The following is a 22,734-nucleotide window of genomic DNA, read 5'->3' as shown; positions in this document are numbered from 1 at the left end:
AAGAAGACCCATGGAAAAGGGGATAAGTCCATCTGGCTCTCATCCCCTTTTCCGTGGGTGTAGTTCAGACGAAGGCGCTGAGCCCGGTGATGGCCCGGCCCACCACCAGCGTGTTGATCTCGTTGGTGCCCTCGTAGGAGTAGATCGCCTCGGTGTCGGCGAAGTGCTTGGCGACGCCGTATTCCAGCAGAATGCCGTTGCCGCCGAAGGTCTCGCGGGCGAGGGCCACCGTCTCGCGGCAACGGGCCGCCGTGAACACCTTGGCCAGCGCGGCGTGCTCGTCCTTCATGTCGCCGCCGTCGGCCATGTGACTCAGGCGCAGGCACAGGGCAAACATGCTGGTCACGTTGCCCAGCATGTGGACAAGGTGGTTCTGGATCAGCTGGAACTCACCGATGCGCTTGCCGAACTGCTCGCGCGTTTGGCTGTACTTGACGGCCAGCTCATAGGCGCCCATCGCGCAGCCCACGCCCTGCCACGCCACGCCCGCGCGGGTGATCTTGAGGACCTCGGCGGTGGTGCGCCAGCCCTGCACGTTCTGAAGGCGGTCACTGTCCGGCACGCGGCAGTCGTCCAGGGTGATCAGGCCGTTTTCCACAATCCGCAGGGCGGTCTTGCCCTCGATCTTCTCGACGTTGTAACCGGGCGTTCCGGCGCGCACGATAAAGCCGCGCACCTCCTGCGTGTCCACGTCGCGTGCCCAGATCACCGTCAGGTCGCTGAAGGTGCTGTTGCCGATCCATTTCTTCTGGCCACGCAGCGTCCAGCCGTCGCCGTCGCGCTTGCAGGTGGTCCGCATGCCCTGGCTGACCTGCGAGCCGCCCTCCGGCTCGGTCAGGCCGAACGCACCGATGACCTCCAGATCCAGCATCCTGGGCAGCCACTCGGCCTTCTGCTCGTCGCTGCCGCCCAGCGCGATGCTGGCAAAGGCCAGACCGGCATGCACGCCGAAGAAGACGGCGGTGGACACGTCCACCTTGCACGCTTCCAGCGTGACCAGCCCCTCCATGACGGTGGCGTTGGGCTTGCGGCTGCCGTCCTCGTTCCAGATCTTGCGCAGCAGGTCGAGTTTGCGCAGTTCGGAAATCAGCTGTCTGGGGAACTCGTCGCGGCTCCAGTACTCATTCATGATGGGCGCGACGTGCTCGTGCATGAACTGCCGGGTGGCGTGGGCCACCTCGCGTTCGTCGCCGGTCAGGGTGTCCATCTGGCCGTAGAAATCGCCATTGGCCTCCGGCAGTTCCTTGTCGCTCTCCTCACCGGCGCCCGCCAGCAGGCGCGAGAGCTGCTTGAGCTGTCCGTCACTCATGCTGGACGCCGCCTTGAGCAGGCCAGGAAGGTCCACTTTCTGGCTCAGGCGGCCCAGGGCGTCCATGTCGATCTGCGCAAGCAGGGCCATCGGATTGGGGGCAGATTTGGTCATGCCTTTGTTGTACCGCGTCCACTGTTTGCCGACAGGGTTAGAGCGCCCAGGACAGCATTCACCGATTCTTTACGGGCCGCCCGTGCGAACCCGGCGTAACATGGAGGCATGACCGCCTCTGCCGAGCGGCCCACCCGCCCGCTGGCCGCCAAGCCCGGCGGCTACGTGGAACTGGCCCGTTATTCCAGCCTGTCGCGCTTCTGGGCCCTATTGGGGGGGGCACAGCGCTCGGGCCGCCGCGTGAGCGGCGTGCGCGGCGACGCGCTGGATGTGTGCCGCCGCCGCATCGGCGGGTACACGTTGCCCAATGCCTCTATCTTTCTGGACACGGCCCGGCTGCTTAAAGAACTGGAAGACGGCTTCGAGCCGCATCCGGCGCTGGTTGACCTGCTGTCCGGCGATCCCTTTCCGCTGCGCGCCGAGATGAACGCTCATTTCGAGCTGCGCGCCGATTTTGTGGTGGCCTTCACGGCCCGCCGCGACCTGATCGCCCGCCCCGAGTTCCGCTTCGTGCCTATCGTGCAGGGCCTGAGCAGCCTGCCCGAGGGGCTACCGCTGGATGCTCGGCGGCTGGGCCGGGACGAGCTTCACCTGCTGCTACAACGGGCCTGCGGCGTGGCGTAGGGGCCGGCGCCCCGTGGCGGCCGGAGACAGAAGGGCGCGGCCAGGCCAGGTGACCCTGCCTCTGCCGTCTTGGCCGCTCAGGGCTGTTCGCTGTCTCCCAGGGGCAGGCTATAGGTCAGCCGGGCGCCATACCCCACCTGACCCGCCACGGTGCGCCCGCCGCTCACGTTCAGGCCCACCTCACCCCGGTTCAGCGCGGCTGTGACCTCCAGACCGGCGCGCAGCGGCGTGCTGGCGGTGCGCCACGGCTCGTAGGCCGCGTACAGCCGCGCGGTGCGGCCCGGGCCGAGAAGCTCGCCCGCGTCCACGCTGCCGGTCACGCCAAACGCTCCAGGGCCGATCAGGGTGTCAAGGCCCAGGTTCAGCCCGGACCCGGCAGCGTAGGACACGCCCCCGGTGACGCCCAGCACCGCCTGACCCGCCCGCACGCCTGCGCGCCAGCCCAGCGTGCCGGTGGTCTCGGTCTCGGGTGGGTCGCCCGGCTGCGCGTCCTCTGCCGGCGGCAGGGTGCGGGTCAGGTCACGGCGGCCCTCTACACCCAGAAAGCCCATGTTCTGCGCGCCGAATTCGCCGCCCGCCACTGCAATCAGGGTCCGGCTGACGCGGTAGCGGGCGCTCAAATCCGCCGCGAGGCCACGGTCCCGGCTGTCGGTGGCCGCAAAAGCCCACAGGGCCAGCGGATCGATGCTTGCCGCCGAGGTGCTGAAGCCCGCCGCCCCCAGGTTCAGGGCCACCGGACCCACGCTGCCACCCAACCGGGTGGACGCCCGTACGCCGCCCCGCCATGCCAGGGCCACGTCCGCACGGGCCGTCACCGCGCCCAGCGGCGGCAGCGCCAGACTGCGCGAGTAGCCCACGCTGGCGGCGTGGGTGGACAGGCCCGCTGAGACCCGGCCGCCCAGCACGTTCACGTCCGACACCCCCGCCTGCGCCCAGCCGCCGCCCTGCGCGCCCGCGTGGTAGGCCACACCGAAGTTCAGCTGCGCTGCGCCCGCCATGCCGGCCAGTGTCAGGATTAATGTGGGTGCCATCAATTGGGGTGCCGACGCCCGTCCCGCCCGTTGCTTGCTCATGGCCGCAGGGTAGCAGCGACGGCCCACCGGGATAGCCTGTCAGCCCATTCTAAGGTGATGGAGGTAGGCTCCTGACATGCGCCTCCTGTTGCCCGCCGTTCTCCTCGCCTGTGGTCTGGTTGCCTGCGCGCCTGCCTCGCAGGTGTTGCAGGTGCCCACCATCGACGTACAGACAGTGCGTCTGACCCGCCTGTCGCTGCCGGGCGGGCTGGGCGGCCCACCCGTGGCGGATCTGAAACTCCGGCTGCGCGTGACCAACCCCAACGCGGTGCCCCTGAAGATGAGCAACATCGTGGCCGCGCTGGTCATTGACGGGGCGCAGGTGGGTCAGGCGGAGTTTCCCCGCGTGAATGTCCCGGCGCGCGGCTCGGCGGACCAGGACGCCGACGTGTCCATTCCCGTCACCCTGGGCACCGCCGCCTCCTTCCTGAAGGTGGCGCGGGGCCAGCAGGTGACCTACCGGCTGGACGGCACCTTCACTGCCGACTTCGGCCCGCTCGGTCCCAAGAATTTCGGCCCCTTCACCCTGAGTCAGGGGGTATGGAAGCAGACTCCGATTCTTCCGTTCTGACCCCTGGTGGGAATGCGGGGTAGAGAGCGGGTGATGGGTTGAGTGCGGCCACGACAGGGCGATGGCGTATGCGGCAGCCTCCTCGTGCCGGACGTGCACCTCGGGTCTTCCCGGTCCCGGAGCCTGGGTCAGCGCTGGGGCTTCAGCTGCCCGGCCTGCCCTGGGCAGCGAGCTGGCCAAGCAACCCCTCCACCCGCCGCCTGGCCTCGCCGTCCAGCTGTTCTTCGCCGGTCAGGGCGCGGTCGCGTTCCAGCGCCGCAGCAATCTGTGCCATGCGGGTGTGTCCCAGCGTCCCGGCGGTGCCGACCAGGCGATGGCCCTGCTGGGACAGCTCGGCCCCGTTTCGCTCGCCGCGCTGCACCGCTTCCCAGGTGGCCCGCAACCCGGCCATCAGCGCTGGGAAGTCCTGTGCGAAGCGGGCGCTGAGCCTCGCCAGTTCCTCCTGATAGCCCTGGTCATGCTGTGCCTCGCGGTCCGGGGGGTGGAGCTGCACCAGTCCCCGCAGATCGTCGGCAAGGGTCATCGGCTCAAAGGGTTTGGAAATCACGCCGGCCGCGCCGAGATCCAGGTACGACTGCACCTCGCCCTTCTGCACCTTGGCGGTCATGAACACCACCGGCACGCTGGCCCCGCCGGGCAGGGCACGCAGGGCCGTCAGCGTCTCGGGACCGGACATGCCGGGCATCATCACGTCCAGCAGCACGAGGTCCGGGCGGAAGGTCGGGAACCGGGCCAGCGCCTCATAGCCGGTGTCACAAGCCAGTACCTGCAGGCCGCCGATATCCTCCAGCGCGATCAGCGCCACGGCTTGAATGTCCAGGTCATCTTCGACCAGCAAAACGCGGTGCAGTTCTTCAGTCATGGGGGGCTCCTTTGTTCAGGGGGCGAATCAGGGCGCGGATGGTTTCAACCAGCTGCGTATTGGACGTGCGGGACTTCACCAGCGCCGCCGTGACCTGCTCCGCGCTCGCTCCGTCGGGTTCTCCTGCCGAGAACACCAGGACCGGCAGGGACGGGGAGGCCGCCCGCAGCTCAGGCAGCAGGTCCAGACCGTTGCCGTCCGGCAGGCCAGGGTCAAGCAGCACCAGATCGAACGGCTCACCGCGCAGCGCCTCACGCGCCCGTGCCAGGCTCTCTGCCGCCTCGACGTGTGCGGTGCCGTGCAGGATCTCCCGCACCACCTGTCGTAGATCGGCGTCGTCCTCGACGTGCAGAATGCGGGGCGGACGGTCCGTCCCGCGCTGGAGTGCCCGCCCCACCGCGGCCAGCAGCCGGCCCGGGTCCAACGGCTTGTTGATCCAGGCCACAACCGAAACGGCGTCCCCGTTGATCAGGTCCCGGTGTTCGTCAGCCACGGCCGACACCACGATCACGGGCAGGCCAGCCGTCTCGGGCCTGAGCTGCAACCGCCGGAGAAACGCCGCTCCGTCCTGGCCGGGCAGCAGAAGATCCAGCACCAGGGCGTCGTACGGTTGACCGGCCAGCCTGTCCTCGGCTTCCCCGGCAGTGTGGGCGACATCCGAGCCGAAGCCTGCCTGGCGCAGGATCAATTGCAGCAAAGCCGCGGCGTCGTGATCGTCCTCGCATATCAGGACGTGGCCGAGCGGAAGGCCGGGACCGCCCACCGGGGAGGCCGGGGACTCAGGCTCGGCGAGCGGCAGCTCGAAGGTAAAGACAGTGCCGCCCTGTGGGTGGTCCTCGAAGAAGAGCCGGCCCGCGTGCCGCTCCACGATGGCCTTGCTGATGCTGAGCCCCAGGCCCGTTCCACCCTTCTCGCGGGTGACCGAGGCGTCGGCCTGTGCGAAGCGTCCAAAGATGCGGGCGCGGAAATCTGGTGGAATACCGGGGCCACGGTCACGCACCGACACCCACACCCGGTCGTCTGCCGCACCGGCCGAAACGGTCACGGCGCTGTCCCTGGGGGAAAACTTCACAGCGTTGGAGATCAGGTTGGTCATCACCTGCAGCAGCCGGTCCCCGTCCCCGGACACGACGACCAGAGCTGGGGGCACGTCTACCTCCAGCGCCACGCCGAATTGCTGCGCGTAGGCGCGGTTGTCCTCGGCAGCCCGCTGGACCAGGGGTGGGAGATCCAATGAGTGCATGTGGAACTCCAGCTGGCCGGATTCGATCTTCTCCATATCCAGCAGGTCGTTGATCAGCCGCACCAGCCGCTCACTGTTGTTCAGCCCGATCTGCGCCAGCTTTGTGGCGCGTGGCGGCAGCTCTCCCAGCGCCCCGCTCGCGATCAGGCTCAGTGCGCCCCGGATAGATGTGAGGGGGGTGCGCAGCTCATGACTGACGGTCGAGACAAACTCGGTTTTCATGCGCTCGACGCGTTTGAGATCGGTGATGTCCCGCGCGATGATCAGCACCTCCTGACCCGAGACGGGAACGGTGCGGGCCTCGAAGTCAAGTGCTGCCGGGGTGGCGGGCGTCACGGCGGACATGTCCATCGTGAACTCAGTGGACTGCGGCTTCCCTGTGCGCAGGCTGCCGCTCACCCCGTCCATCAGCGGACCTGCCACGTGCGGCGGCAGGACGTCCGGGATGCGGTGGCCGACCATGGCGTTGATCCAGGCCTCATTCCCGGCCTCCACTGGCGGCTTGAACGACCGGATCTCGCCCCCGGCATCTACGGTGAGCAGGATGTCCGGCACGCCGGCGATCAGCGCCCGGTGCCGGGCCTCGCTGTCGCTCAGGTTCGCCAGCGAAATGTCCCGTTCGCGTTCCCGGCTGAGCAGGGCGCGGGCCATGGTGTCGAGGTTGGCCGCGAGGGCCGCGACTTCCATGATCGCGTGCGGGGGCAGCGGCGCCTCGACCTGGCCGTGGGCGATACCGGCGGTGGTTGTGGAGAGGTTGCGCAGCAGCCGGGCAACACTCGACGCGGTCTTTGTAAACACCAGGTACAGCGCCAGCACGGCCAGCAACACCCCCAGCACCGTCACGAGAAGCGCGGTCTGAAGTGCAGACGAACTCGCCCGGGCAAGCTGGCGCTGCCGGGCGAGCTCCTCCTCCTGCAGGGCGTCGATGGTCCCCCGGATGGCGTCGACCAGCCGCTTGCCCTGCCCGCTTTTCACATGCCCCACGGCAGCGGGATAGTCCGTGCGGGCCAGCCGCAACGCCAGGCCACCGCCGCTTCGCTCCCACTCGTTGATCAGCTGCTCGACGCGGTCGACGCGCTGGATCTGCCTTTTCCCGCCCGAACCAAATCCCGTCCGCAGCGCATGCCTGAGGGCCAATAGATGTTGAGGCAGCCGGGCCTGCGCCAGCGTGTACGGTTCCAGGAATTGCGGATCGAGCGTGATGATGAATCCGCGCTGACCGGTTTCCAGGTCGACGACGTCGTTCAGGACGTTCTCGGCGAGCGTCAGGTTCTTCTGCGACTGCTGGACGAGGTCGGCGAACTGGGCATTGCGGATGACCGACCACGCCACCGTGAACGTGACGAGCAGCAGCAGCAGCAGCGGTAACCACAGCGGGCGCAGAAGAAAGGCCCGCAGCGGCAGGCCGCGCGGTGTCCGCAGAATCTTCGAGAGACGCGCTGGGGGGGCGTCGGCGTTTGGCATGATCGGGAAAACATCCTCCACAGAGAGGTCGGCAGGCGCTGGAATGGCTGGGGTGGGGCTGGGTGCTGACGCAGTGTATCCGGTCCATCTATACCCTTCACGCCGGTTCGTTCACACCCTGGACACAGAAGCTTGCCCGGCTACGCAGGGTAACCTTCGCGGCGCGGACGGCGGCGTCTGGTCCGGTTTGTGACAACACTGCAACGGCCCTGACGTTAGAACGGAGCGAGACAGACGCCGCCCGACGCTCCCTGACCCATGAGGCCCCTGCATGACGCATTCCCCCGACAGCCCAGCCGTGACCGTCTTGCTGGTGGAGGACGACGTCGTGATCCGCACCCTGCAGCGCTACGTGCTGACCCGGGCGGGTCTGGGTGTGGTGGAGTGCGCCGATCTCTCGGACGCGGAAACCTACCTGCGTGCCCACACGCCCGATGTGATTGTGCTGGACCTCAACCTTCCTGGCGGGCATGGCCTCAACCTGCTGCCCGAGATTGACCGCCGCCGCACGGCGGTGCTGGTGATGACCTCCATGGGCCAGCAACACACCCAGGACACCAGCGGGGACCTCAGCGACGACTTCATGACCAAACCATTTGACCCGAACACCTTTGTCTTACGGATTCAGAAGCTGGCGCGGCAGTGGCAGGCATGAAAGGCCACCGGCTGCTTCTGGGGTTCGGGGTCCTCAGTCTGGGGATCAGCCTCGCGTTGACCCTGCTGATTCTGGCCACGGGCGTGACCCTGCTCACCGAGCATCTCCACCCGGGGACCCGGAGCATCTGGCCAGTGCTGCTTTTTACCTGCGTAGTCGGCGGGCTTTGCTGCGTGATCCTGAGCACCCTGCAATTCGTTCAGCTGGGTGCTCAGCGGGACGCCGAATTGAACGCCACGGTTAACGAAGCCCGGTGGGGCGAGGCCCTGCTCGCGTGGGCGTACGCGGATGTTCCGCTGCCTGAGCGGCTGGATGAGGCTGGCGTGCGGACCCTGTTGAAACTGCGCGATAGCCTGAGCGGCGAGGTGGCCGACCGCCTGCAGGGCCTGTACGGTGAACAGGGCTGGCTGTCACGCGATCTGCGTGTGCTGGCCGGACGCTCGGCGTCGGTGGTGGCCCGCGCGGAGGCCATCGAGCGCCTGGCTCTTCTGCGCGAACCGCTCGCCCTGGACGCCCTGCAGCGGGAGCTGCGTCACCGGCACCCCGAGATTCGGGCGCTCGCCCTGCTGGCGCTGTCGCGTAGCGTCGGGCGCCTCGGGTTGAGCCGCCACGAACAGACTTCGCGCCTGCGGGCGCTGCACGGTGCCATTACCTGCGGTGAATTCAGCGTCGGCCAGGTTCAAGAAGCCCTGACACTGATGGGCGAGGCGGGCGGAGCGCTCATCAGGGAGCTGCTGCTGGGCGCCCCCGATATCCTGCGCGCCGCCACGCTCGACGTGCTGGCTCGGCAACGCTGTGGGATGCTGCAGCGTGAAGTGCTGACCCTGCTCTCGAGCCCGAATGCTGAACTGCGTGCCGGCGCCCTGCGGGTTCTGGTGAGCAGCACTCAGGTTCCGGCTGAAAGCGCGCAGGCGGTCATGAACCTGACCGAGGATCCCACAGCGTTCGTCCGTCTTCAGGCCACCAAGGCCGCCGCGTACCTCGATCCGGTGCCTGCCGAGCGACTGTGGAGCCTGCTCGGCGACCCGCACTGGTGGGTGCGGCGGGCCGCTGCCCAGTCCATGCTCCGTATCCCTGACGGAGAGCGTCTGCTGGGCGACGCAGCGGTCAGCCACGCCGACCGCTACGCACGTGATATCGCCCGCACCGCCCTGCAGGAATATGGCGAGCGTCTGCCGAGAGTCTCCTTGAACCTTCAACCGGTCTGGTCCCCTCTCGCGTACGCTCCGGCGGGCACGTGACCACCCCGGTCCTCGACGCCATCGAGTTGCTGATCTTGCTGTACTTCACGGCGCTGAACAGCTTCTATGCGGTGGCGGTCTACGTGGCCACCCGCGAACTGGGGCGTCACGTCCGCCGGCGCCAGAGCGTCGGGCTGAGCGAGCTGCTCAACCGCGAGTTCTACAAGCCGGTAAGCATCCTGGTGCCTGCCTACGGCGAAGAGGAAACCATTGAGGCATCGGTCAATTCCTTCCTGGCGCTGCACTACCCGGAGTTCGAGGTGATTGTCGTCAACGACGGGAGCAAGGACGGCACCCTGCAGGCCCTGATCGACGCGTACGATCTGGTGCCCACCGAACGTCACCCCAGCCGCGTGCTGCACACCAGACCTGTCCGCGGCGTCTACCGCTCGCGGCGCATCCCCAGGCTCACGGTGGTGGACAAGGAGAACGGTGGCAAGGCCGACGCGTTGAACGTGGGGCTGACCTACGCGACGTTTCCGCTGTTCTGCGCGGTGGACGCAGACAGTCTGCTGGACGCTGAAGCGCTGCTGCGGCTGGCCCGGCGGTTTATCGAGAATGACAGGCTGGTCGCTGCCGGCGGAAGTGTCCGGATCATGAACGGCGGGATGATGAGAGACGGACGCGTCACGGAACTGCGTCTGCCCGTCACCTGGGTTGAGCGCGTGCAGATTGTCGAGTACGCCCGCGCCTTTCTGGCTGGACGAACCACCTTCAGTGCGCTGGGTCTGCTTCTGGTGATCAGCGGGGCGTTCGGGCTGTTCAAGCGCAACGACGTGATGGACGTCGGCGGCTTCCTGGAGGGCACCGTTGGCGAAGACATGGAACTGGTCTTGCGGCTTCACCGACACATGCGGGAGCAAAAGAGGCCGTATGACATCGAGTTCGACGTGGATCCGGTGTGCTGGACGCAATGCCCGGACAACATCAGGATTCTGGGGGCGCAGCGTGACCGCTGGCAGCGTGGGCTGTGGGAAGGCCTGTGGGCCCACCGGAAGATGTGGTTCAATCCCCGCTACGGAAGAATTGGCATGGTGGCGCTGCCGTACTACCTGCTGTTTGAGGCCCTGGCCCCCGTCATTGAAGTGCTCGGGTACGCCTTCATGATCGTCCTGGCCCTGACGGGCCGCCTGGACGGCACCTTCGTCGCCCTGTTCCTGCTGCTGGCCCTGCTGTACGGCACGGTGGTCAGTGTGGCGGCGCTCAGCATCGAACTGTTTATGCGTGTGCATTTCCGCCGACCGGGCGACCGGGTCATGCTACTGCTCACAGCGCTCGGCGAGAACTTCGGCTTCCGACAGTGGCATGCCTGGGTGCGTTTCCGCGCGACGCTGAAACTGGGTCAGAAAAAGGGCCAGTGGGGCACCATGACCCGCACACGGATTCAGGCGAAATAAAGCGCGCCGCATACCTGCGGCCCTGCAAGGCTGAGTGGGCTGGTGGGCTGCGGTGAGGCGGGCCGCCATTTCGTCGCGGTTCCCGAAGGTGCAACGCCCACCACACGGCCGGCCTGGACCGTGGACCGAACGTGCTGCGCGTCCGGCAAGTGCGGGTTATGGGCGCGGAAGAAATCAAGACGGGCAGTCCCAAAACCATCAATTCCCAGCAAGATATTCACCTGCCGCCCTCGTTGGTGGCCGTGCTGCGAAACCACCGGGCAGATCAGACTAAGGAATGGGAGACGGCGGGCAGCGTGTAAGCCGGTACGGACGCGGTGATGGAAGCGACGTTAAGCTACTACAGGACTGATCCGACCCAGCGCGGCTGGATCTGCAGACGGGGAAGCGGTCAGTCTGGCAGGGCGTGTCACAAGAGAAGCGGGCGGCTCTGATGGCAGCAGGACAAGGCAGTGAACAGCTGCCCAGGATGAGCTGTGCCATACCTTTACCACGCTGGCCCTTCGCCGGGGCGTGTCTGTGGAAATGGTGTCGAAGGTGCTGGGCCGTGTGCGGGTGTCGATCACGCTGGACGAGTACCGGCATGTCATGGACAACAAGAGGCGGGCACCGGTGGACCTTTTCGACGCGCCGCTTATGGCCTCGGCCTTCACCGTTCCGGCGCTGAACTGATGCGCTACTACACTGCTACTACAGCGGGCGACGAGAAATGAACCCTATACAGTCACAACAAAAAAAGAAACACCGTCTAGGACGGTGTTTTCTTTGGTGGAGGCTTGGGGATTCGAACCCCAGACCCTCCGCTTGCAAAGCGGATGCTCTCCCGCTGAGCTAAGCCCCCTCAGCGGGGCGCAGACTAGCAGACGGCGGGGCCAGATGGCAAGGGGGGAGAGGCAGCTCGTTCAATTCAACCGGGTTGTGGTGGAGTACGCAACTCGAAAAGCTGAGCGGCGACGGACCACAGGGAAACGCAATTGACCCCCCGCAACGAGCGCCAGGCGCCCCGTTCCTCCCCCTTCCCTACCCTCCGATTCTCGCCCCAGTCCTGGCCTGCATCTCTTCCAGGGTCACGCCGGGCGCAAGCTCCACCAGCTTTAAGCCGTCCCCGGTCACGTCCAGCACGCCCAGATCAGTGATGATGCGGTCCACCACGCCCACGCCGGTCAGCGGCAGGGCGCACTCTTCAAGAATCTTGTGCGTGTCACCCTTGGCCACATGCTCCATCAGCACCACCACGCGCTGCACGCCTGCCACCAGGTCCATCGCGCCGCCCATGCCCTTGACCATCTTGCCGGGAATCATCCAGTTGGCCAGGTCCCCGCGCTCGCTGACCTGCATAGCCCCCAGAATGGCAAGGTTAATGTGTCCGCCCCGGATCATGGCAAAGCTATCTGCGCTGGAGAAAAAGCTCGCGCCGGGCAGCGCCGTTACCGTCTGCTTGCCCGCGTTGATCAGGTCCGGATCCACCTGTTCTTCGGTGGGAAAGGGACCAATGCCCAGTAGGCCGTTTTCCGATTGCAGCATCACCGACACGCCCTGTGGAATGTGGTTGGCCACCAGCGTGGGCAGGCCGATGCCCAGATTCACGTAGTAGCCGTCCTGCAGTTCCTGGGCGGCGCGGGCCGCCATCTCATCACGGTTCCAGGGCATGTTTAGGCCTCCTCTCCAGCGGCGGACGGGGCACTTGGCCGCACTGTCCGCTGCTCAATGCGCTTTTCAGGCGTGGCGTTCAGAACCACCCGCTGCACGTAGATCCCAGGCGTATCGATGCTGTCGGGATCCAGCTGGCCCACCTCCACGATCTCCTCGACCTCGGCCACCGTGACCCGGCCGCACGTTGCCACCACCGGGTTGAAGTTGCGCGCGGTCTTGCGGTACACCAGATTGCCGCTGGTGTCTGCCTTCCAGGCCTTGACCAGACTCACGTCCGCGACGATACCGCGTTCCAGAATGTAGCGTTCGCCGTCAAATTCCTTTTCTTCCTTGCCCTCAGCCACCACCGTCCCCACGCCGGTTTTCGTGTAGAAGCCGGGAATGCCCGCGCCGCCGGCACGCATCCGCTCGGCGAGAGTGCCCTGCGGCGTGAATTCCAGCTCCAGCTCGCCTGCCAGGTACTGGCGCTCGAACTCCTTGTTCTCACCCACGTAGCTGGAGATCATCTTCCTGATCTGGCGGGTCTGGAGCAGCAGGCCCAGGCCCCAGCCGTCCACGCCTGCGTTGTTGCTCACGGCGGTCAGGTTCCGTACGTCGCTGTCACGCAGGGCCAGGATCAGCGCCTCAGGAATACCGCACAACCCGAAGCCGCCCACCGCCACGGTCTGACCGTCGGCCACCACATCCGAAAGCGCCTCGGCGGCGCTGGCATACACTTTATTCATGTGCCGCCCAGTCTAGCGGGCTGGTGTTACGGCAGGGTCACGCGGTGGGGCCGGCCACACAACGCTCCCCTGCTATGTTTCGCAGGGGAGCGTTGTGTGGGGCTCTTGAATGGGGGCGACGGGCTTAGCCCTTGGCCGGCCCCGGGTCGCTCTGAACCTTGGCCTTCAGGGCGGCCATTGCGTCTTCCAGATCGCGGTCCCGGCCCAGATCCTTGAGCTGGGCGTCAATGTCATTCTCGCTGCGCAGCTCGGTCATGGCCTTGTTGCGGTCTTCCATGCCCGCGACGCGCTGCTCCATCTCCTCGAAGGCGTCCATGGCCCCGCCGGCCTTGTTGAAACCGGTGGCGCGGTCCAGGGTCTCGCTGGCCTGCGCGGTCTTCTGGCGGGCGGCCAGCAGCGACTTCTTCGACTCCATCTCGTCGATCTTGGCTTCCAGCGCCCGGAGCTGGGTCTTAAGCTGGTCCACGGTGCTGCTCTGGGTGGCCCGCTGTTCGTCGAAGCCCTGGGCCAAGTCCTTGGAGTTCTGGGCGCGGCGCAGGGCCTCCCTGGCCAGTTCCTCGTTGCCGCCGCGCAGGGCTTCTTCGGCTTTCTTGCCGTATTCGTCGGCCAGGCGGCGGTTGGTGTTGGCCTCGCGCTCCATCTTGGCGTTCTGGCTCATGGCCTCGGCGACCTCGCTGCGGGCCTCGCCGTAGGCAGCGCGCATGTCGCGCAGGGCCTGCTCGATGATCTTGCCAGGGTCCTCGGCCTTGCTGATCATGTCGTTGACGTTGGCGCGCAGCAGTCGGGACAGTCGGTCAAGAATACTCATGGGTGAATCCTCCTTGGGAAGTGAACACCGCCCGTGGTGGGCGGTTGATTGCAGCTATGATTACGCACTTCGCGGCTTCGAGGTTGCCCCCGGCATCGCAATGAGCCGAACCCTAAGAGCATCTGAAGACGCTGCGGGCAGGTCGATTCAGCTCGAGCACCACGAAAAGGCGGTGGCGGACGGCCCGTCCGCCACCGCCAGCCACAGCGAGGCCGGCGCCAAGTGCTCTAGAACACGATGGGCCTGAGACCGACGCTGTCGGACCCGCACGCCACGGTCAGGTTGGTGCCCGCCGGGGTGACGGTGCAGCCCAGCGAGCGCAGACCGTCCAGGGGAAAAATCAGGTTGGTGCCGTCGGTGGCGGGCGCGAGCGGCAGTTCCACCGAGCCGTTGGAGGTCTGCGCGGCCTTGCGGCCCACGGTGACGGCCAGCACCGAGCCGTCCTCGGTGGTCAGGCGGTAGCTGCCGCCGCCCTGACTGGTCACGTTGACCACGCCTGCCAGATCGCGTCCCAGCACGTAGGGCTGGCCCTTGACCACGCCGGCGGGGGTGGCCGGCTTTGCGGCGGTGGGCGTGGCCTGCGCGGCGTCCACCACCACTAGGCTTTCCTTGTCGTTCAGGGCGCTGAGCAGCACGAAGGCGCCCAGCGGTCCGCCGGCCTTCTGGCTGACCAGCAGCGTGCTGGTCTTGCCGGTCGTCTTCCAGCCTGCCGCCGTGCGCCCGCTGAGCTTGCCGGCGATCAGGGGCCGCAGCGACGCCGAGCCGCTGGGCACGTACAGACAGACCGCACGCGGGCTGAGCTTCAGGCTGGCCGGGCAACTGATGATCTGGCCCCTGACGGCGGCGCTGATCTCGACGGCGACGGCGCTGGCCGCCTGCGTGGTGGCGGCAGAGGCGGCGGCGGGTCGGGGCGCGGCGGTCTGGGCCAGAGAAGGGCCGGACAGCGACGCGGCGGCGAGGCTTGCGGCCACAGCAAGCATCAGCGTCCGCGCGGAGGTGCGCGGGAAGATCAGGGGGGCCAGCTTCAGGTGCGGGGACATATGGGGGCATCCTAAGCGCCGTGCATGAGCGTCTACTTTGAGGCGGCTGCCGGACGCCGCAGGAGATCCGGCGCTGGCGCGATTTACCCCCGCAGCCGCGTCAGCGCCCGCTGAAAGACCTGCAGGCTGCCCACGTCATACAGCACGACGCGCACCTCCAGCGCGGGATAACGCTCCAAAACATCTAGGATGGTCGCCAGGGCCACCGGCGCGGCCTTCTCGCCGGGATACCCGTAAACGCCCGTGCTGAGGGAGGGAAAGGCAATGCTGGGGCAGCCGTGCTCCACCGCCAGGTCCAGGCTGCGGCGGTACGCCCCGGCTAGCAATTCGGGCTCGCCGTGGTGGCCGCCGCGCCACACCGGCCCCACGGCGTGAATCACGTACCGGACGCCCTGGGCCTCCAGCCCGAAGGCCGGGGTGATCACGGCCGTCCCGGTGGGCGTGCCGCCAATGCGGCGAAGGGCGCGCAGCAGTTCAGGCCCGGCGGCGCGGTGGATCACGCCGTCCACCCCTCCGCCCCCGGCCAGTTCCCTGTTGGCGGCGGTGACGACGGCGGCGCAGTTCTGCGCGGCGATGTCGCCCTGGATCAGCGCAAGCGGCACTCCTTTCCGCCTACGAATCCACGACGCGCTGCAGATCCTGCGCGTCCAGGCTGTCGCTGCGAACCGCCTGCGCCGCCGTCACCGCCGCCCGGTCCTGCTCGGTCCATTCGCTGGCGGGCACCTGCGCGGCGCGCTCAGCGCGCTGCACGGCCAGCAACTCGCCCACGGCGCGGTCCAGATCATCGTTCACGATCACGTAGCGGAAGGCGTGGGCCTCCTGAATCTCCTCGCAGGCGCGGCGCAACCTCTTCTCGACGCGCTCGGGGGTCTCGGTGGCGCGGCCTTCCAGGCGGCGGCGCAATTCGGTCAGGCTGGGCGGCATGATAAAGACCAGCACGGCCTCGTCGCCCATGCGCGCCTTGACCTGCATGGCCCCCTCCACCTCAATCTCCAGCACCACGTCCTGCCCGCGGGCCAGCGCGGCCTCGATGGGTTCGATGGGCGTGCCGTAGCGGTTGCCCACGAAGGCGGCGTGCTCCAGAAAGCCGCCAGCCCGGGCCTTACTCTCGAACACTTCCGGCGGCACGAACACGTAATCCACGCCGTGCCGTTCGCCGGGGCGGGCCTCACGGGTGGTCCAGGACGTGCTGTAGAACACGTCCTGGCCGGCCAGCCAGCGTTCGCGCAGTGTGCCCTTGCCGACGCCGGACGCGCCGGTAATCACGATCAGGAGACCCCGGCGGGCCGGGGGAGATGAAGCGGTCAGGGCGTGGTCGAGCGTCATTGCCGCCCACAATACCCGCAAGGCGGGCCGGGGGGAAAGGGGCCGGTGTCGTGGTCCTGGGGCCGCCCCCGTGCGCCGGGAGTGAATCAAGCGCGCCGAGTGTGACCTGAAAGATAAGCCCCGTCCAGCGTTTGGCTGCGCTGCGCCCTTACACTGAAAGGTGTCGCGCCGCCTGCCCACCCTTCTGCTGGCCCCCTTCGTGGGGGTGCTGGCGCTGGCCGGCTGCACGCCGCTGTACGTGGTTCGTCCGGCCCGCACCCCGGCGCTGAACCTGCAGGGGCCGGCGCCGGACGTTGTGATATTCAGCATGTCCGGTCGCTGCGGGCCGCCCTGTCTGGCCCCGCGCGACAACTGGGATTACCTGGAATCACGCGGCACGCTGGATCGCCTCGCCAATGTGTTTACAGCGGCAGGCTACCGCGTGCAGGTGGCCGGCTATGCCAGCAACCCCGCCGCCCGGTTTTCCTCCAGCTACGTCAGCGGACCGCAGCGGGGGTACGAGGCGCTGCGCCTGGATTTTGCGGCCGTGGCGGCAACCTGGATGAAGGCGGCCCGCCCGCCCCGGCTGATCCTGCTGGGCCACTCGCAGGGCTCGGTGTGGCTGCACCACCTGTCGCGGGTCAACCCGCACGTGCCGGTGGCCCTGCAGGTTGACCTGGACGGCCTCTGCGTAGCCTGGAAGTCTGATTTTGGGGCCGGCATCCGTGCGTTGGCCGATGCCTACGGCGACGAGCCGTCCCCGCTGCAGGCCTGCGACGCCTTCACGGTGGCCGGGCGCACGGTGGGGGTCAAGGACATCGTGTGGCCCAGCGTGGCGCTGAATCTGGAGGTTCAGAGCAAGCGTCTGCCGGCCCGGCCCACCGTCAGCGGCGGTTTTCCGGTCAACTACCTGTTTGAGGTCACCCCCAACGTCCGGCTGGACGGCACGCACACTGGTATTGAGCGCTTTATCTCCTCGCGCGAGGACCACAGCGCCATCTCCTATCCCAACAGCGACGCGCTGGCCTGGGTGACCGGCAAGGCGGCGGTTATCGCTGAGGGGTGGCGCGCGGAGGAGGCCCGGCAGAACCACCTCAAACCGGGTCGTTGACGGCTCCGGCCTCCGGCTCCGCGGCGCCGTACCCACGGGCCTGCAAGTTATACAGCGCCGCGTACTGCCTGCCGTTCGCCATCAGCTGCGCGTGGCTGCCGGATTCGACGATCACGCCGCCGTCCAGCACCACAATCTGATCGGCCAGCCGCACGGTGGAGAAGCGGTGAGAGATCAGCAGCGTGATGCGGTCGGTGGTCTGTGCCCGCAAGGCCTCAATCGTTTCCGATTCGGCGCGGGCGTCCAGCGCCGCCGTCGGCTCGTCGAAGACCAGCACCGAGGCGTCCCGGAAGTACAGCCGCGCCAGCGCCAGCCGCTGCCACTGCCCGCCCGACAGCTGCCGTCCGCCCTGAAACAGCCGGCCCAGCGGCGTGTTCAGCCCCTCGGGCAGCTCGTCCACGAACTCCGCCCCGGCCCGCTGCACGGCACCTTCCACGCCGCCCTCCTCTGAGAGCCGCGCCACCTCAGCCAGCGCGACGTTCTCGCGGGCGCTCATCTGGTACTGGCCGAAGTCCTGAAAGATGATGCTCATCTGCCGCTGCACGCTGCGCGGGCTGAAGCGGGCCGCGTCCATGCCGTTCAGCAGGATGGTGCCGCTGCTGGGTTCGAACAGCCGGGTCAGCAGCTTGACCAGCGTGGTCTTGCCCGCGCCGTTCTCGCCCACCAGCGCCAGCGCCTGCCCACGCCGCACGGTGAAATTCACGCCGCGCAACACGTCGCGCGTGGTGAGCGGGTAGCGGAAGCCCACGTCTCGGAACTCAATGGTGTCGATCGGCCCGGCCCAGTTCTCCCCGGCGTCCAGGTCGCGGCTGGGCAACTCCAGAAAGTCAAAGAGGTTACGCATGTACAGCAGGTTCTGGTAAATGCCGCTGACGCCGTTCAGCAGGTTGCTGACCGTGGCCTGCACCTGCGCGATGCCCAGCACGAAGATGGAAAAGTCGCCCACGCTGATCTGTCCGTCCGCCGCCCGCCGAAGGATCAGTGCGCTGGCCAGACCAATCAGAAGGGCCGAGGCCAGCGCCGCCGAGAATCCCCACGCCGAGCGGCGGCGCACCAGATCCTCCAGCGTCTTGCGGAAGCCCAGGTAGTACTCGCGCCAGCGCCCCAGCAGGTGGTTCTCGAAGCCGAAGAGGCGCACCTCCTTGACCAGCGTGTCGGAGGTGAGCAGGCTGCCCAGATAGTTCTGCACGCGGGCGTCGTGGGTCTGGCGGCGCAGCATACGGTAGCCCTCGATGCCGAAGCGGTTGCTGACCATCACCCCCGGCACGCTGGCCAGCAGCACCAGCGGCAGCACCCACACGCCCAGCCGGGCCATCAGCGCCCCCACCGAGATCAGCGTCACGGCGGCCCCGGCCAGCCCCACCAGTTGCGTCGCCACGCCCAGTGGCCGCGAACCCACCTCGCGGTACGCCTGTTGCAGCCGGTCATACGTCTCGGCGTTCTCGAAGGCCTCGACCGACAGGCCCGAGGCCTTGTCCAGAATCCGGCGGCTGACGCTGTGCTGCAGGCTGTCGCCCAGCAGCTGCTGCGAGGCCGTACCCACCGTGCTCAGCAGGCTGCCGAACACGCCCAGCGCCACCTGAACCGCCAGCAGGGTCAGCAGGGCCGCGTAGGTCACGCCGCCGCCCGCCGCCCGCGCCACCTCATCCAGCAGCAGCTTGCCCACGTACAGGTTGGCGGCAGGCAGGGCGCTGGCCAGGAGGGTCGCCGCCGCATAGGTGACGCTGTGCCGGGGGCTGGCCCGCCACACCAGCCCCAGCGTGGAGGCAAGGTCCCGCAGCCGGTGGGAGAGGGCCACATTCTCGTTCTGGGCTGTCTTTTTCTGGGCGGCGCCGGTCATTCGCGCCGAGTCTGCCGCATCTGGCGGCGCAGCACCGTGATCAGGGCCGTCCGCTCAGGGTGATCAGCGTGGAGTTCCCCTCCTGATTCGCCAGGTACTGGACTTCCGGCACACCCGCCCGTCCCAGGAACGCCGCGTAGTTGCCCGGCCCGATCGGCTCGTCGGTGATCTGGAGGTACCCGCCCGCCTTCATCGCCGGAAGCAGGGCACGCGGCTGCCAGCCCGGCACACGGTACTGCTCCACCCGCGTCTGGCCCGACTGCACCTCGGCGCGGTAGCTGTTGCTCTGCGGGCATTCCGGCTGAAATCCGGGGGGTAGCGGGGCCACGCCGTTCCAGACGGTTCCGGCCTGCCCCACGCAGTACAGCGGCCCCCTGGCCCCCGCCTCCCGCGTCAGCCACACGCCGGCGAACAGGCCCAGCACGGCCAGCGCCGCCAGCACCGCACCCAGCCGCAGCCAGCGGCCTGTGCTGCCCGCCGGTCTATTCCCGCGCATGTTCCAGGGCGCCCTCGATCAGCATGGTGACGTGGTGGTCCAGCAGGCGGTAGTACGCCACGCGGCCCGCTCTACGAAAGGCCACCACGCGTCCGTCCCGCAGCAGCCGCAGCTGGTGGCTGACGGCACTCTCGGACAGGTTCACCACCGCCGCCAGATCACAGACGCACAGCTCGCGGGTGTTCAGGGCGCTCAGGATCTTCAGCCGGGTGGGATCGCCCACCAGCTTCAGGAAGGCGCTGGCCGTGTCCACGTCCCGTCCTCCCGGCAGGGTGGCCCGTGCCTGGGCCACCGCCTCGGGATGAACGCAGTTCACCTCGCAGACGTCCTCCTGCATCCTGCCCTGTTGAGAATCCGTTCTCATTTGCTCAGTGTAGCCCCCCGTGCCGGACAGGGTGCTCACGGGTTCCCCGCCAGCGCCGCCAGAATGCCGGGCCGCTGGTCATTGAAATACCCAGAAAACACCTGACCACCGATAACCGTTACAGGCGCGATTCGCACGCCCGCCCGCACCTGCATCTCGGCCAGGGCCGCCGCGTCCTCCCGCACGTTCTTCTCGGTAAAGGCGGCCCCCTTGCTGTTCATCAGCTGCTTGACCGCCTCGCAATCGGCGCAGCCGGGAACGGTGTAGACGGTGATGTCCGGCACGGCCTACACGCTTCCCGGTGCATGAAGTTCACGCGGCGCGCGGGCCAGCCGGACGCCGTGCCCCTTCCAGCCCAGCAGCCTCAGCGCGTTGGCGGTCACGATTGCGGTGGCTCCGGTGTCGGCCAGGATTGCCATCCACAGGTTGGTGTAGCCCAGCAGCGTGGTGACCAGAAAGATAGCCTTGAGGCCCAGCGCGAAGCCGATGTTCCACCTGATGTTGGTCATGGTGTCGCGGGACAGTTGCACCAGATCGGCCACGTCGCCCACCCGCTCGCGCAGCAGCGCCGCGTCGGCCGTTTCCAGCGCCACGTCGGTGCCGCCTCCCATCGCGATGCCCACGTCCGCCTGCGCCAGCGCGGGAGCGTCGTTGATGCCGTCGCCCACCATGGCCACGCCGCCGTTTTTCTTCAGTTCGGAAATAAGGCGGAGCTTGTCCTCGGGCAGCAGCCCGGCCTGCACGTCCAGCCCCAGCCCGGCGGCGATGGCCTGGCCCGTGCGGGCGTTGTCGCCGGTCAGCATCACGCTATGGACGCCCATGGCCTTCAGGCGGGTGATGGCCTCGCGGGCGTCCTCGCGCGCCTCGTCTCGGATCGCCAGGGCGCCCAGCACCGCGTCCGCGCTGTGCAGCACCACCGCCGTCTTGCCCTGCTGCTCCAGCGCGGTCAGTCTGGTCAGGAGGTCAGGGGTCACGTTCAGGGTGCTGGCCGCGTGCTGCGGAGAGCTGATGAACAGGCCGCGCCCCTCCACCGTCGCGCTGACGCCCTTCCCGGCGATGGCCCTGGCGTCGTGCGATACAGGCACGCGGACGTTCTTTGCGGCGGCCTCCTTCGTGATCGCCTGCGCCAGAGGGTGGGCGCTGCCCGCTTCCACGGCGGCGGCCAGCCGCAAGACCTCGCCCTCGGTCACGTCCATGCCCAGCACGTCGGTCACGCGCGGCCTGCCCTCGGTCAGCGTGCCGGTCTTGTCGAAGGCCACCGTCTTGACCGTGCCGATCGTTTCCAGCGTCGCGCCGCCCTTGATCAGCAGGCCGCGCCGCGTGCCCGCGCTGATGCCGCTGGTGATGGCCGCTGGCACGCTCAGCACCAGCGCACACGGGCAGCCGATCAGCAGCAGCGTGATGCCCCTGTACAGCCACGGATACCACTCCGCCGCCAGCAGCAGCGGCGGCACCAGGGCCACCAGAGCGGAGACCAGCACCACGCCCGGTGTGTAGTACCGGCTGAAGCGGTCAATAAAACGCGCCGTGGCCGCCTTGCTGCCCTCGGCTTCCTCCACCAGATGAATGATGCGGGCAATGGTGTTGTCGCTGGCCTCGCGGTCCACCCCTATGGTCAGCGCGCCGTCGGTGTTGATGCTGCCTGCGAACACGGGATCGCCCACCGTCTTGGTCACGGGCATGCTCTCGCCCGTCACCGGGCTGTCGTCCAGGCTGGACGTGCCGGTCAGGATGGTGCCGTCGGCTGGAACGCGTCCGCCAGGGCGCACCTGCACGGTCTGCCCGATCTGTAGCGAGTCAGCCGGCACCTCGCAGGTGCCGCTGCCTTCCACCAGCAGCGCTGTCTTGGGGGCCAGCGCCGCCAGCGCCTGAATGCCCGCCCGCGCCCGGCCTGCCGCCACGCCCTCGAGCAGTTCCCCGATGGCGAAGAAGAACACCACCACCGCGCCCTCGGCCGCCTGCCCGATCAGCACGGCGCCCACGGCGGCCAGCGAGACCAGCATGTTGATCGAGAAGGGATCGCCCAGCCGCGCGCTGGCGTACGCCTGCCGCGCCAGCGGCCACACGCCCAGCACCGTGGCCGCGACGTAGCCGTACACCGCGAACTGGGGCGCGACGAAGCTCAGGGCCCACGCCAGCGCCAGCAGCACCCCCGAGAAGATCACCAGTTTGCCCTGCCGCCCCCGGTACCACGGCGTTCCAGCGGGCAGCACCTCGTGGACGTGCCCGGCATGGTGATGTCCTTCCGCGCCGTGACTGCCGCCGTGATCGTGGTGACCGGCTGCCGCGCTTGCGTGCGCCGACTGCGCCGTTTCCTGCAGCGCCGGCGTGTACCCTAGCGCCAGCAGATTCTTCTCCAGCGTGGCGCGTGGGGTCTGCGCCTCGTCCAGTTCCAGTCGCAGCGTCTGCCGGGTGAAACTGGTCCTGACCCCGGCGGTGCCGGGCAGGCGGCCCACCATCTGCTCAACCTTCTGCACGCAACTCGCGCAGTCCATGCCGTCCACGAAATACAGCAGGGGCGCGGCACCGGACGTGGGGGGGGTGGAATCCATGGACATCAGTATATATGAACAGTTGCTCAGATATCATGGCAGTGCCGGTTCGGTGAGAGGCTCTGGGCCATGCCCGACGCCAATTACCTCCGGTCCATCGGCGTGATTCCCGTCGCGCCGGGAGCGGGCCTTCGCCTTTTCCGTTGGAACCCACATCACCCTGGCCCTGGGCGTGGACGGCCTGTGGACGGACCTGACCAGCGGACGCATTTATCTGTCGCGCGGTGGTACGTGTCAGGCGTTCTACCGCACCAACAAGTACGCCCTGCTGGTGCTGGCCCTCGCGG

The 22,734-nt window shown here is 67.8% G+C and carries 22 protein-coding genes and 1 tRNA gene; 7 read left to right on the top strand and 16 right to left on the bottom strand.

Features of this window, described 5'->3' with window-relative positions; all coding sequences use genetic code 11:
* Positions 1-64: 64 nt before the first annotated feature.
* On the bottom strand, positions 65-1,423 hold the full coding sequence (locus tag IEY31_RS04145) for an acyl-CoA dehydrogenase family protein (RefSeq protein WP_188969286.1): 1,359 nt from the start codon (positions 1,421-1,423) through the stop codon (positions 65-67).
* Between the two features lie 108 nt (positions 1,424-1,531).
* Between IEY31_RS04145 and IEY31_RS04140 the strand changes: the two genes are divergently transcribed.
* Positions 1,532-2,047, top strand: coding sequence for a hypothetical protein (locus IEY31_RS04140; protein ID WP_188969284.1), 516 nt, complete (start codon positions 1,532-1,534; stop codon positions 2,045-2,047).
* Positions 2,048-2,124: 77 nt separating this feature from the next.
* Here the strand turns inward: IEY31_RS04140 and IEY31_RS04135 are convergent, their stop codons facing one another.
* Positions 2,125-3,120: a hypothetical protein gene (locus IEY31_RS04135; protein WP_229723308.1), complete on the bottom strand. Its 996-nt coding sequence runs from the start codon at positions 3,118-3,120 to the stop codon at positions 2,125-2,127.
* A 76-nt stretch (positions 3,121-3,196) separates the two neighbouring features.
* Here IEY31_RS04135 and IEY31_RS04130 point away from each other — a divergent pair, with 76 nt between their 5' ends.
* Positions 3,197-3,691 carry an LEA type 2 family protein gene (locus IEY31_RS04130; protein ID WP_188969282.1) on the top strand — a complete coding sequence of 165 codons (495 nt, stop codon included), beginning with the start codon at positions 3,197-3,199 and terminating at the stop codon, positions 3,689-3,691.
* Positions 3,692-3,833: 142 nt separating this feature from the next.
* Here IEY31_RS04130 and IEY31_RS04125 read toward each other — a convergent pair whose 3' ends face one another.
* Positions 3,834-4,553 carry a response regulator gene (locus IEY31_RS04125; protein ID WP_188969280.1) on the bottom strand — a complete coding sequence of 240 codons (720 nt, stop codon included), beginning with the start codon at positions 4,551-4,553 and terminating at the stop codon, positions 3,834-3,836.
* Positions 4,546-7,260, bottom strand: a complete 2,715-nt coding sequence (locus IEY31_RS04120) for a response regulator (protein WP_188969278.1) — start codon at positions 7,258-7,260, stop codon at positions 4,546-4,548. The genes IEY31_RS04125 and IEY31_RS04120 overlap by 8 nt, the downstream gene beginning before the upstream one ends.
* Positions 7,261-7,531: 271 nt before the next feature.
* Here IEY31_RS04120 and IEY31_RS04115 point away from each other — a divergent pair, with 271 nt between their 5' ends.
* The 4 genes from IEY31_RS04115 (at position 7,532) to IEY31_RS04100 (ending at position 11,225) form a co-directional block, all read left to right on the top strand.
* Complete coding sequence (locus tag IEY31_RS04115) at positions 7,532-7,915, top strand: response regulator transcription factor (RefSeq protein ID WP_188969276.1); 384 nt, start codon at positions 7,532-7,534, stop codon at positions 7,913-7,915.
* A complete protein-coding gene (locus IEY31_RS04110) occupies positions 7,912-9,156 on the top strand; it encodes a HEAT repeat domain-containing protein (protein WP_188969274.1) in 1,245 nt (414 codons plus the stop codon). Before IEY31_RS04115 ends, IEY31_RS04110 begins: the two co-directional genes overlap by 4 nt.
* A complete protein-coding gene (locus IEY31_RS04105) occupies positions 9,153-10,553 on the top strand; it encodes a glycosyltransferase family 2 protein (protein ID WP_188969272.1) in 1,401 nt (466 codons plus the stop codon). The genes IEY31_RS04110 and IEY31_RS04105 overlap by 4 nt, the downstream gene beginning before the upstream one ends.
* A gap of 519 nt (positions 10,554-11,072) precedes the next feature.
* Positions 11,073-11,225, top strand: coding sequence for a hypothetical protein (locus tag IEY31_RS04100; protein WP_188969270.1), 153 nt, complete (start codon positions 11,073-11,075; stop codon positions 11,223-11,225).
* Positions 11,226-11,319: 94 nt separating this feature from the next.
* Here the strand turns inward: IEY31_RS04100 and IEY31_RS04095 are convergent.
* The 7 genes from IEY31_RS04095 to gmk all read right to left on the bottom strand — a co-directional run bounded on the left by IEY31_RS04095 (position 11,320) and on the right by gmk (position 16,105).
* Positions 11,320-11,394 (bottom strand) — tRNA-Ala (locus IEY31_RS04095).
* A 179-nt stretch (positions 11,395-11,573) separates the two neighbouring features.
* A complete protein-coding gene (locus IEY31_RS04090) occupies positions 11,574-12,203 on the bottom strand; it encodes a CoA transferase subunit B (RefSeq protein ID WP_188969268.1) in 630 nt (209 codons plus the stop codon).
* 2 nt (positions 12,204-12,205) lie between these two features.
* On the bottom strand, positions 12,206-12,931 hold the full coding sequence (locus IEY31_RS04085) for a CoA transferase subunit A (protein ID WP_188969266.1): 726 nt from the start codon (positions 12,929-12,931) through the stop codon (positions 12,206-12,208).
* A 124-nt stretch (positions 12,932-13,055) separates the two neighbouring features.
* Complete coding sequence (locus IEY31_RS04080; RefSeq protein ID WP_188969264.1) at positions 13,056-13,739, bottom strand: PspA/IM30 family protein; 684 nt, start codon at positions 13,737-13,739, stop codon at positions 13,056-13,058.
* A 227-nt stretch (positions 13,740-13,966) separates the two neighbouring features.
* On the bottom strand, positions 13,967-14,779 hold the full coding sequence (locus IEY31_RS04075; RefSeq protein ID WP_229723307.1) for a hypothetical protein: 813 nt from the start codon (positions 14,777-14,779) through the stop codon (positions 13,967-13,969).
* 83 nt (positions 14,780-14,862) lie between these two features.
* Positions 14,863-15,381, bottom strand: a complete 519-nt coding sequence (locus IEY31_RS04070; RefSeq protein ID WP_188969262.1) for a macro domain-containing protein — start codon at positions 15,379-15,381, stop codon at positions 14,863-14,865.
* 10 nt (positions 15,382-15,391) lie between these two features.
* On the bottom strand, positions 15,392-16,105 hold the full coding sequence (gene gmk, locus IEY31_RS04065) for a guanylate kinase (RefSeq protein WP_188969260.1): 714 nt from the start codon (positions 16,103-16,105) through the stop codon (positions 15,392-15,394).
* Positions 16,106-16,265: 160 nt separating this feature from the next.
* Here gmk and IEY31_RS04060 point away from each other — a divergent pair, with 160 nt between their 5' ends.
* Positions 16,266-17,195, top strand: coding sequence for an alpha/beta fold hydrolase (locus tag IEY31_RS04060; protein WP_229723306.1), 930 nt, complete (start codon positions 16,266-16,268; stop codon positions 17,193-17,195).
* On the opposite strand, the gene IEY31_RS04055 is transcribed toward IEY31_RS04060, so the two are convergent.
* Genes IEY31_RS04055 through IEY31_RS04035 form a run of 5 tightly spaced genes read right to left on the bottom strand, consistent with a single transcriptional unit; the run spans position 17,179 to position 22,453 of the window.
* Entirely contained in the window at positions 17,179-19,035 is a 1,857-nt protein-coding gene (locus IEY31_RS04055) for an ABC transporter ATP-binding protein (RefSeq protein WP_188969258.1), read from the bottom strand. The genes IEY31_RS04060 and IEY31_RS04055 overlap by 17 nt on opposite strands.
* Positions 19,036-19,075: 40 nt before the next feature.
* On the bottom strand, positions 19,076-19,531 hold the full coding sequence (locus tag IEY31_RS04050; protein WP_229723305.1) for a hypothetical protein: 456 nt from the start codon (positions 19,529-19,531) through the stop codon (positions 19,076-19,078).
* Positions 19,518-19,895 (bottom strand): ArsR/SmtB family transcription factor, encoded by a 378-nt coding sequence (locus tag IEY31_RS04045; protein ID WP_229723304.1) that lies wholly within the window; start codon positions 19,893-19,895, stop codon positions 19,518-19,520. The genes IEY31_RS04050 and IEY31_RS04045 overlap by 14 nt, the downstream gene beginning before the upstream one ends.
* A gap of 35 nt (positions 19,896-19,930) precedes the next feature.
* A complete protein-coding gene (locus tag IEY31_RS04040; RefSeq protein WP_188969256.1) occupies positions 19,931-20,179 on the bottom strand; it encodes a glutaredoxin family protein in 249 nt (82 codons plus the stop codon).
* A 3-nt stretch (positions 20,180-20,182) separates the two neighbouring features.
* Positions 20,183-22,453: a heavy metal translocating P-type ATPase gene (locus IEY31_RS04035; protein ID WP_229723303.1), complete on the bottom strand. Its 2,271-nt coding sequence runs from the start codon at positions 22,451-22,453 to the stop codon at positions 20,183-20,185.
* Positions 22,454-22,734 lie beyond the last annotated feature (281 nt).

Origin of the sequence: Deinococcus aerolatus, from assembly GCF_014647055.1 — a bacterium.
GTDB lineage: Bacteria > Deinococcota > Deinococci > Deinococcales > Deinococcaceae > Deinococcus > Deinococcus aerolatus.
This window is presented reverse-complemented; position numbering and strand designations above follow the sequence as displayed.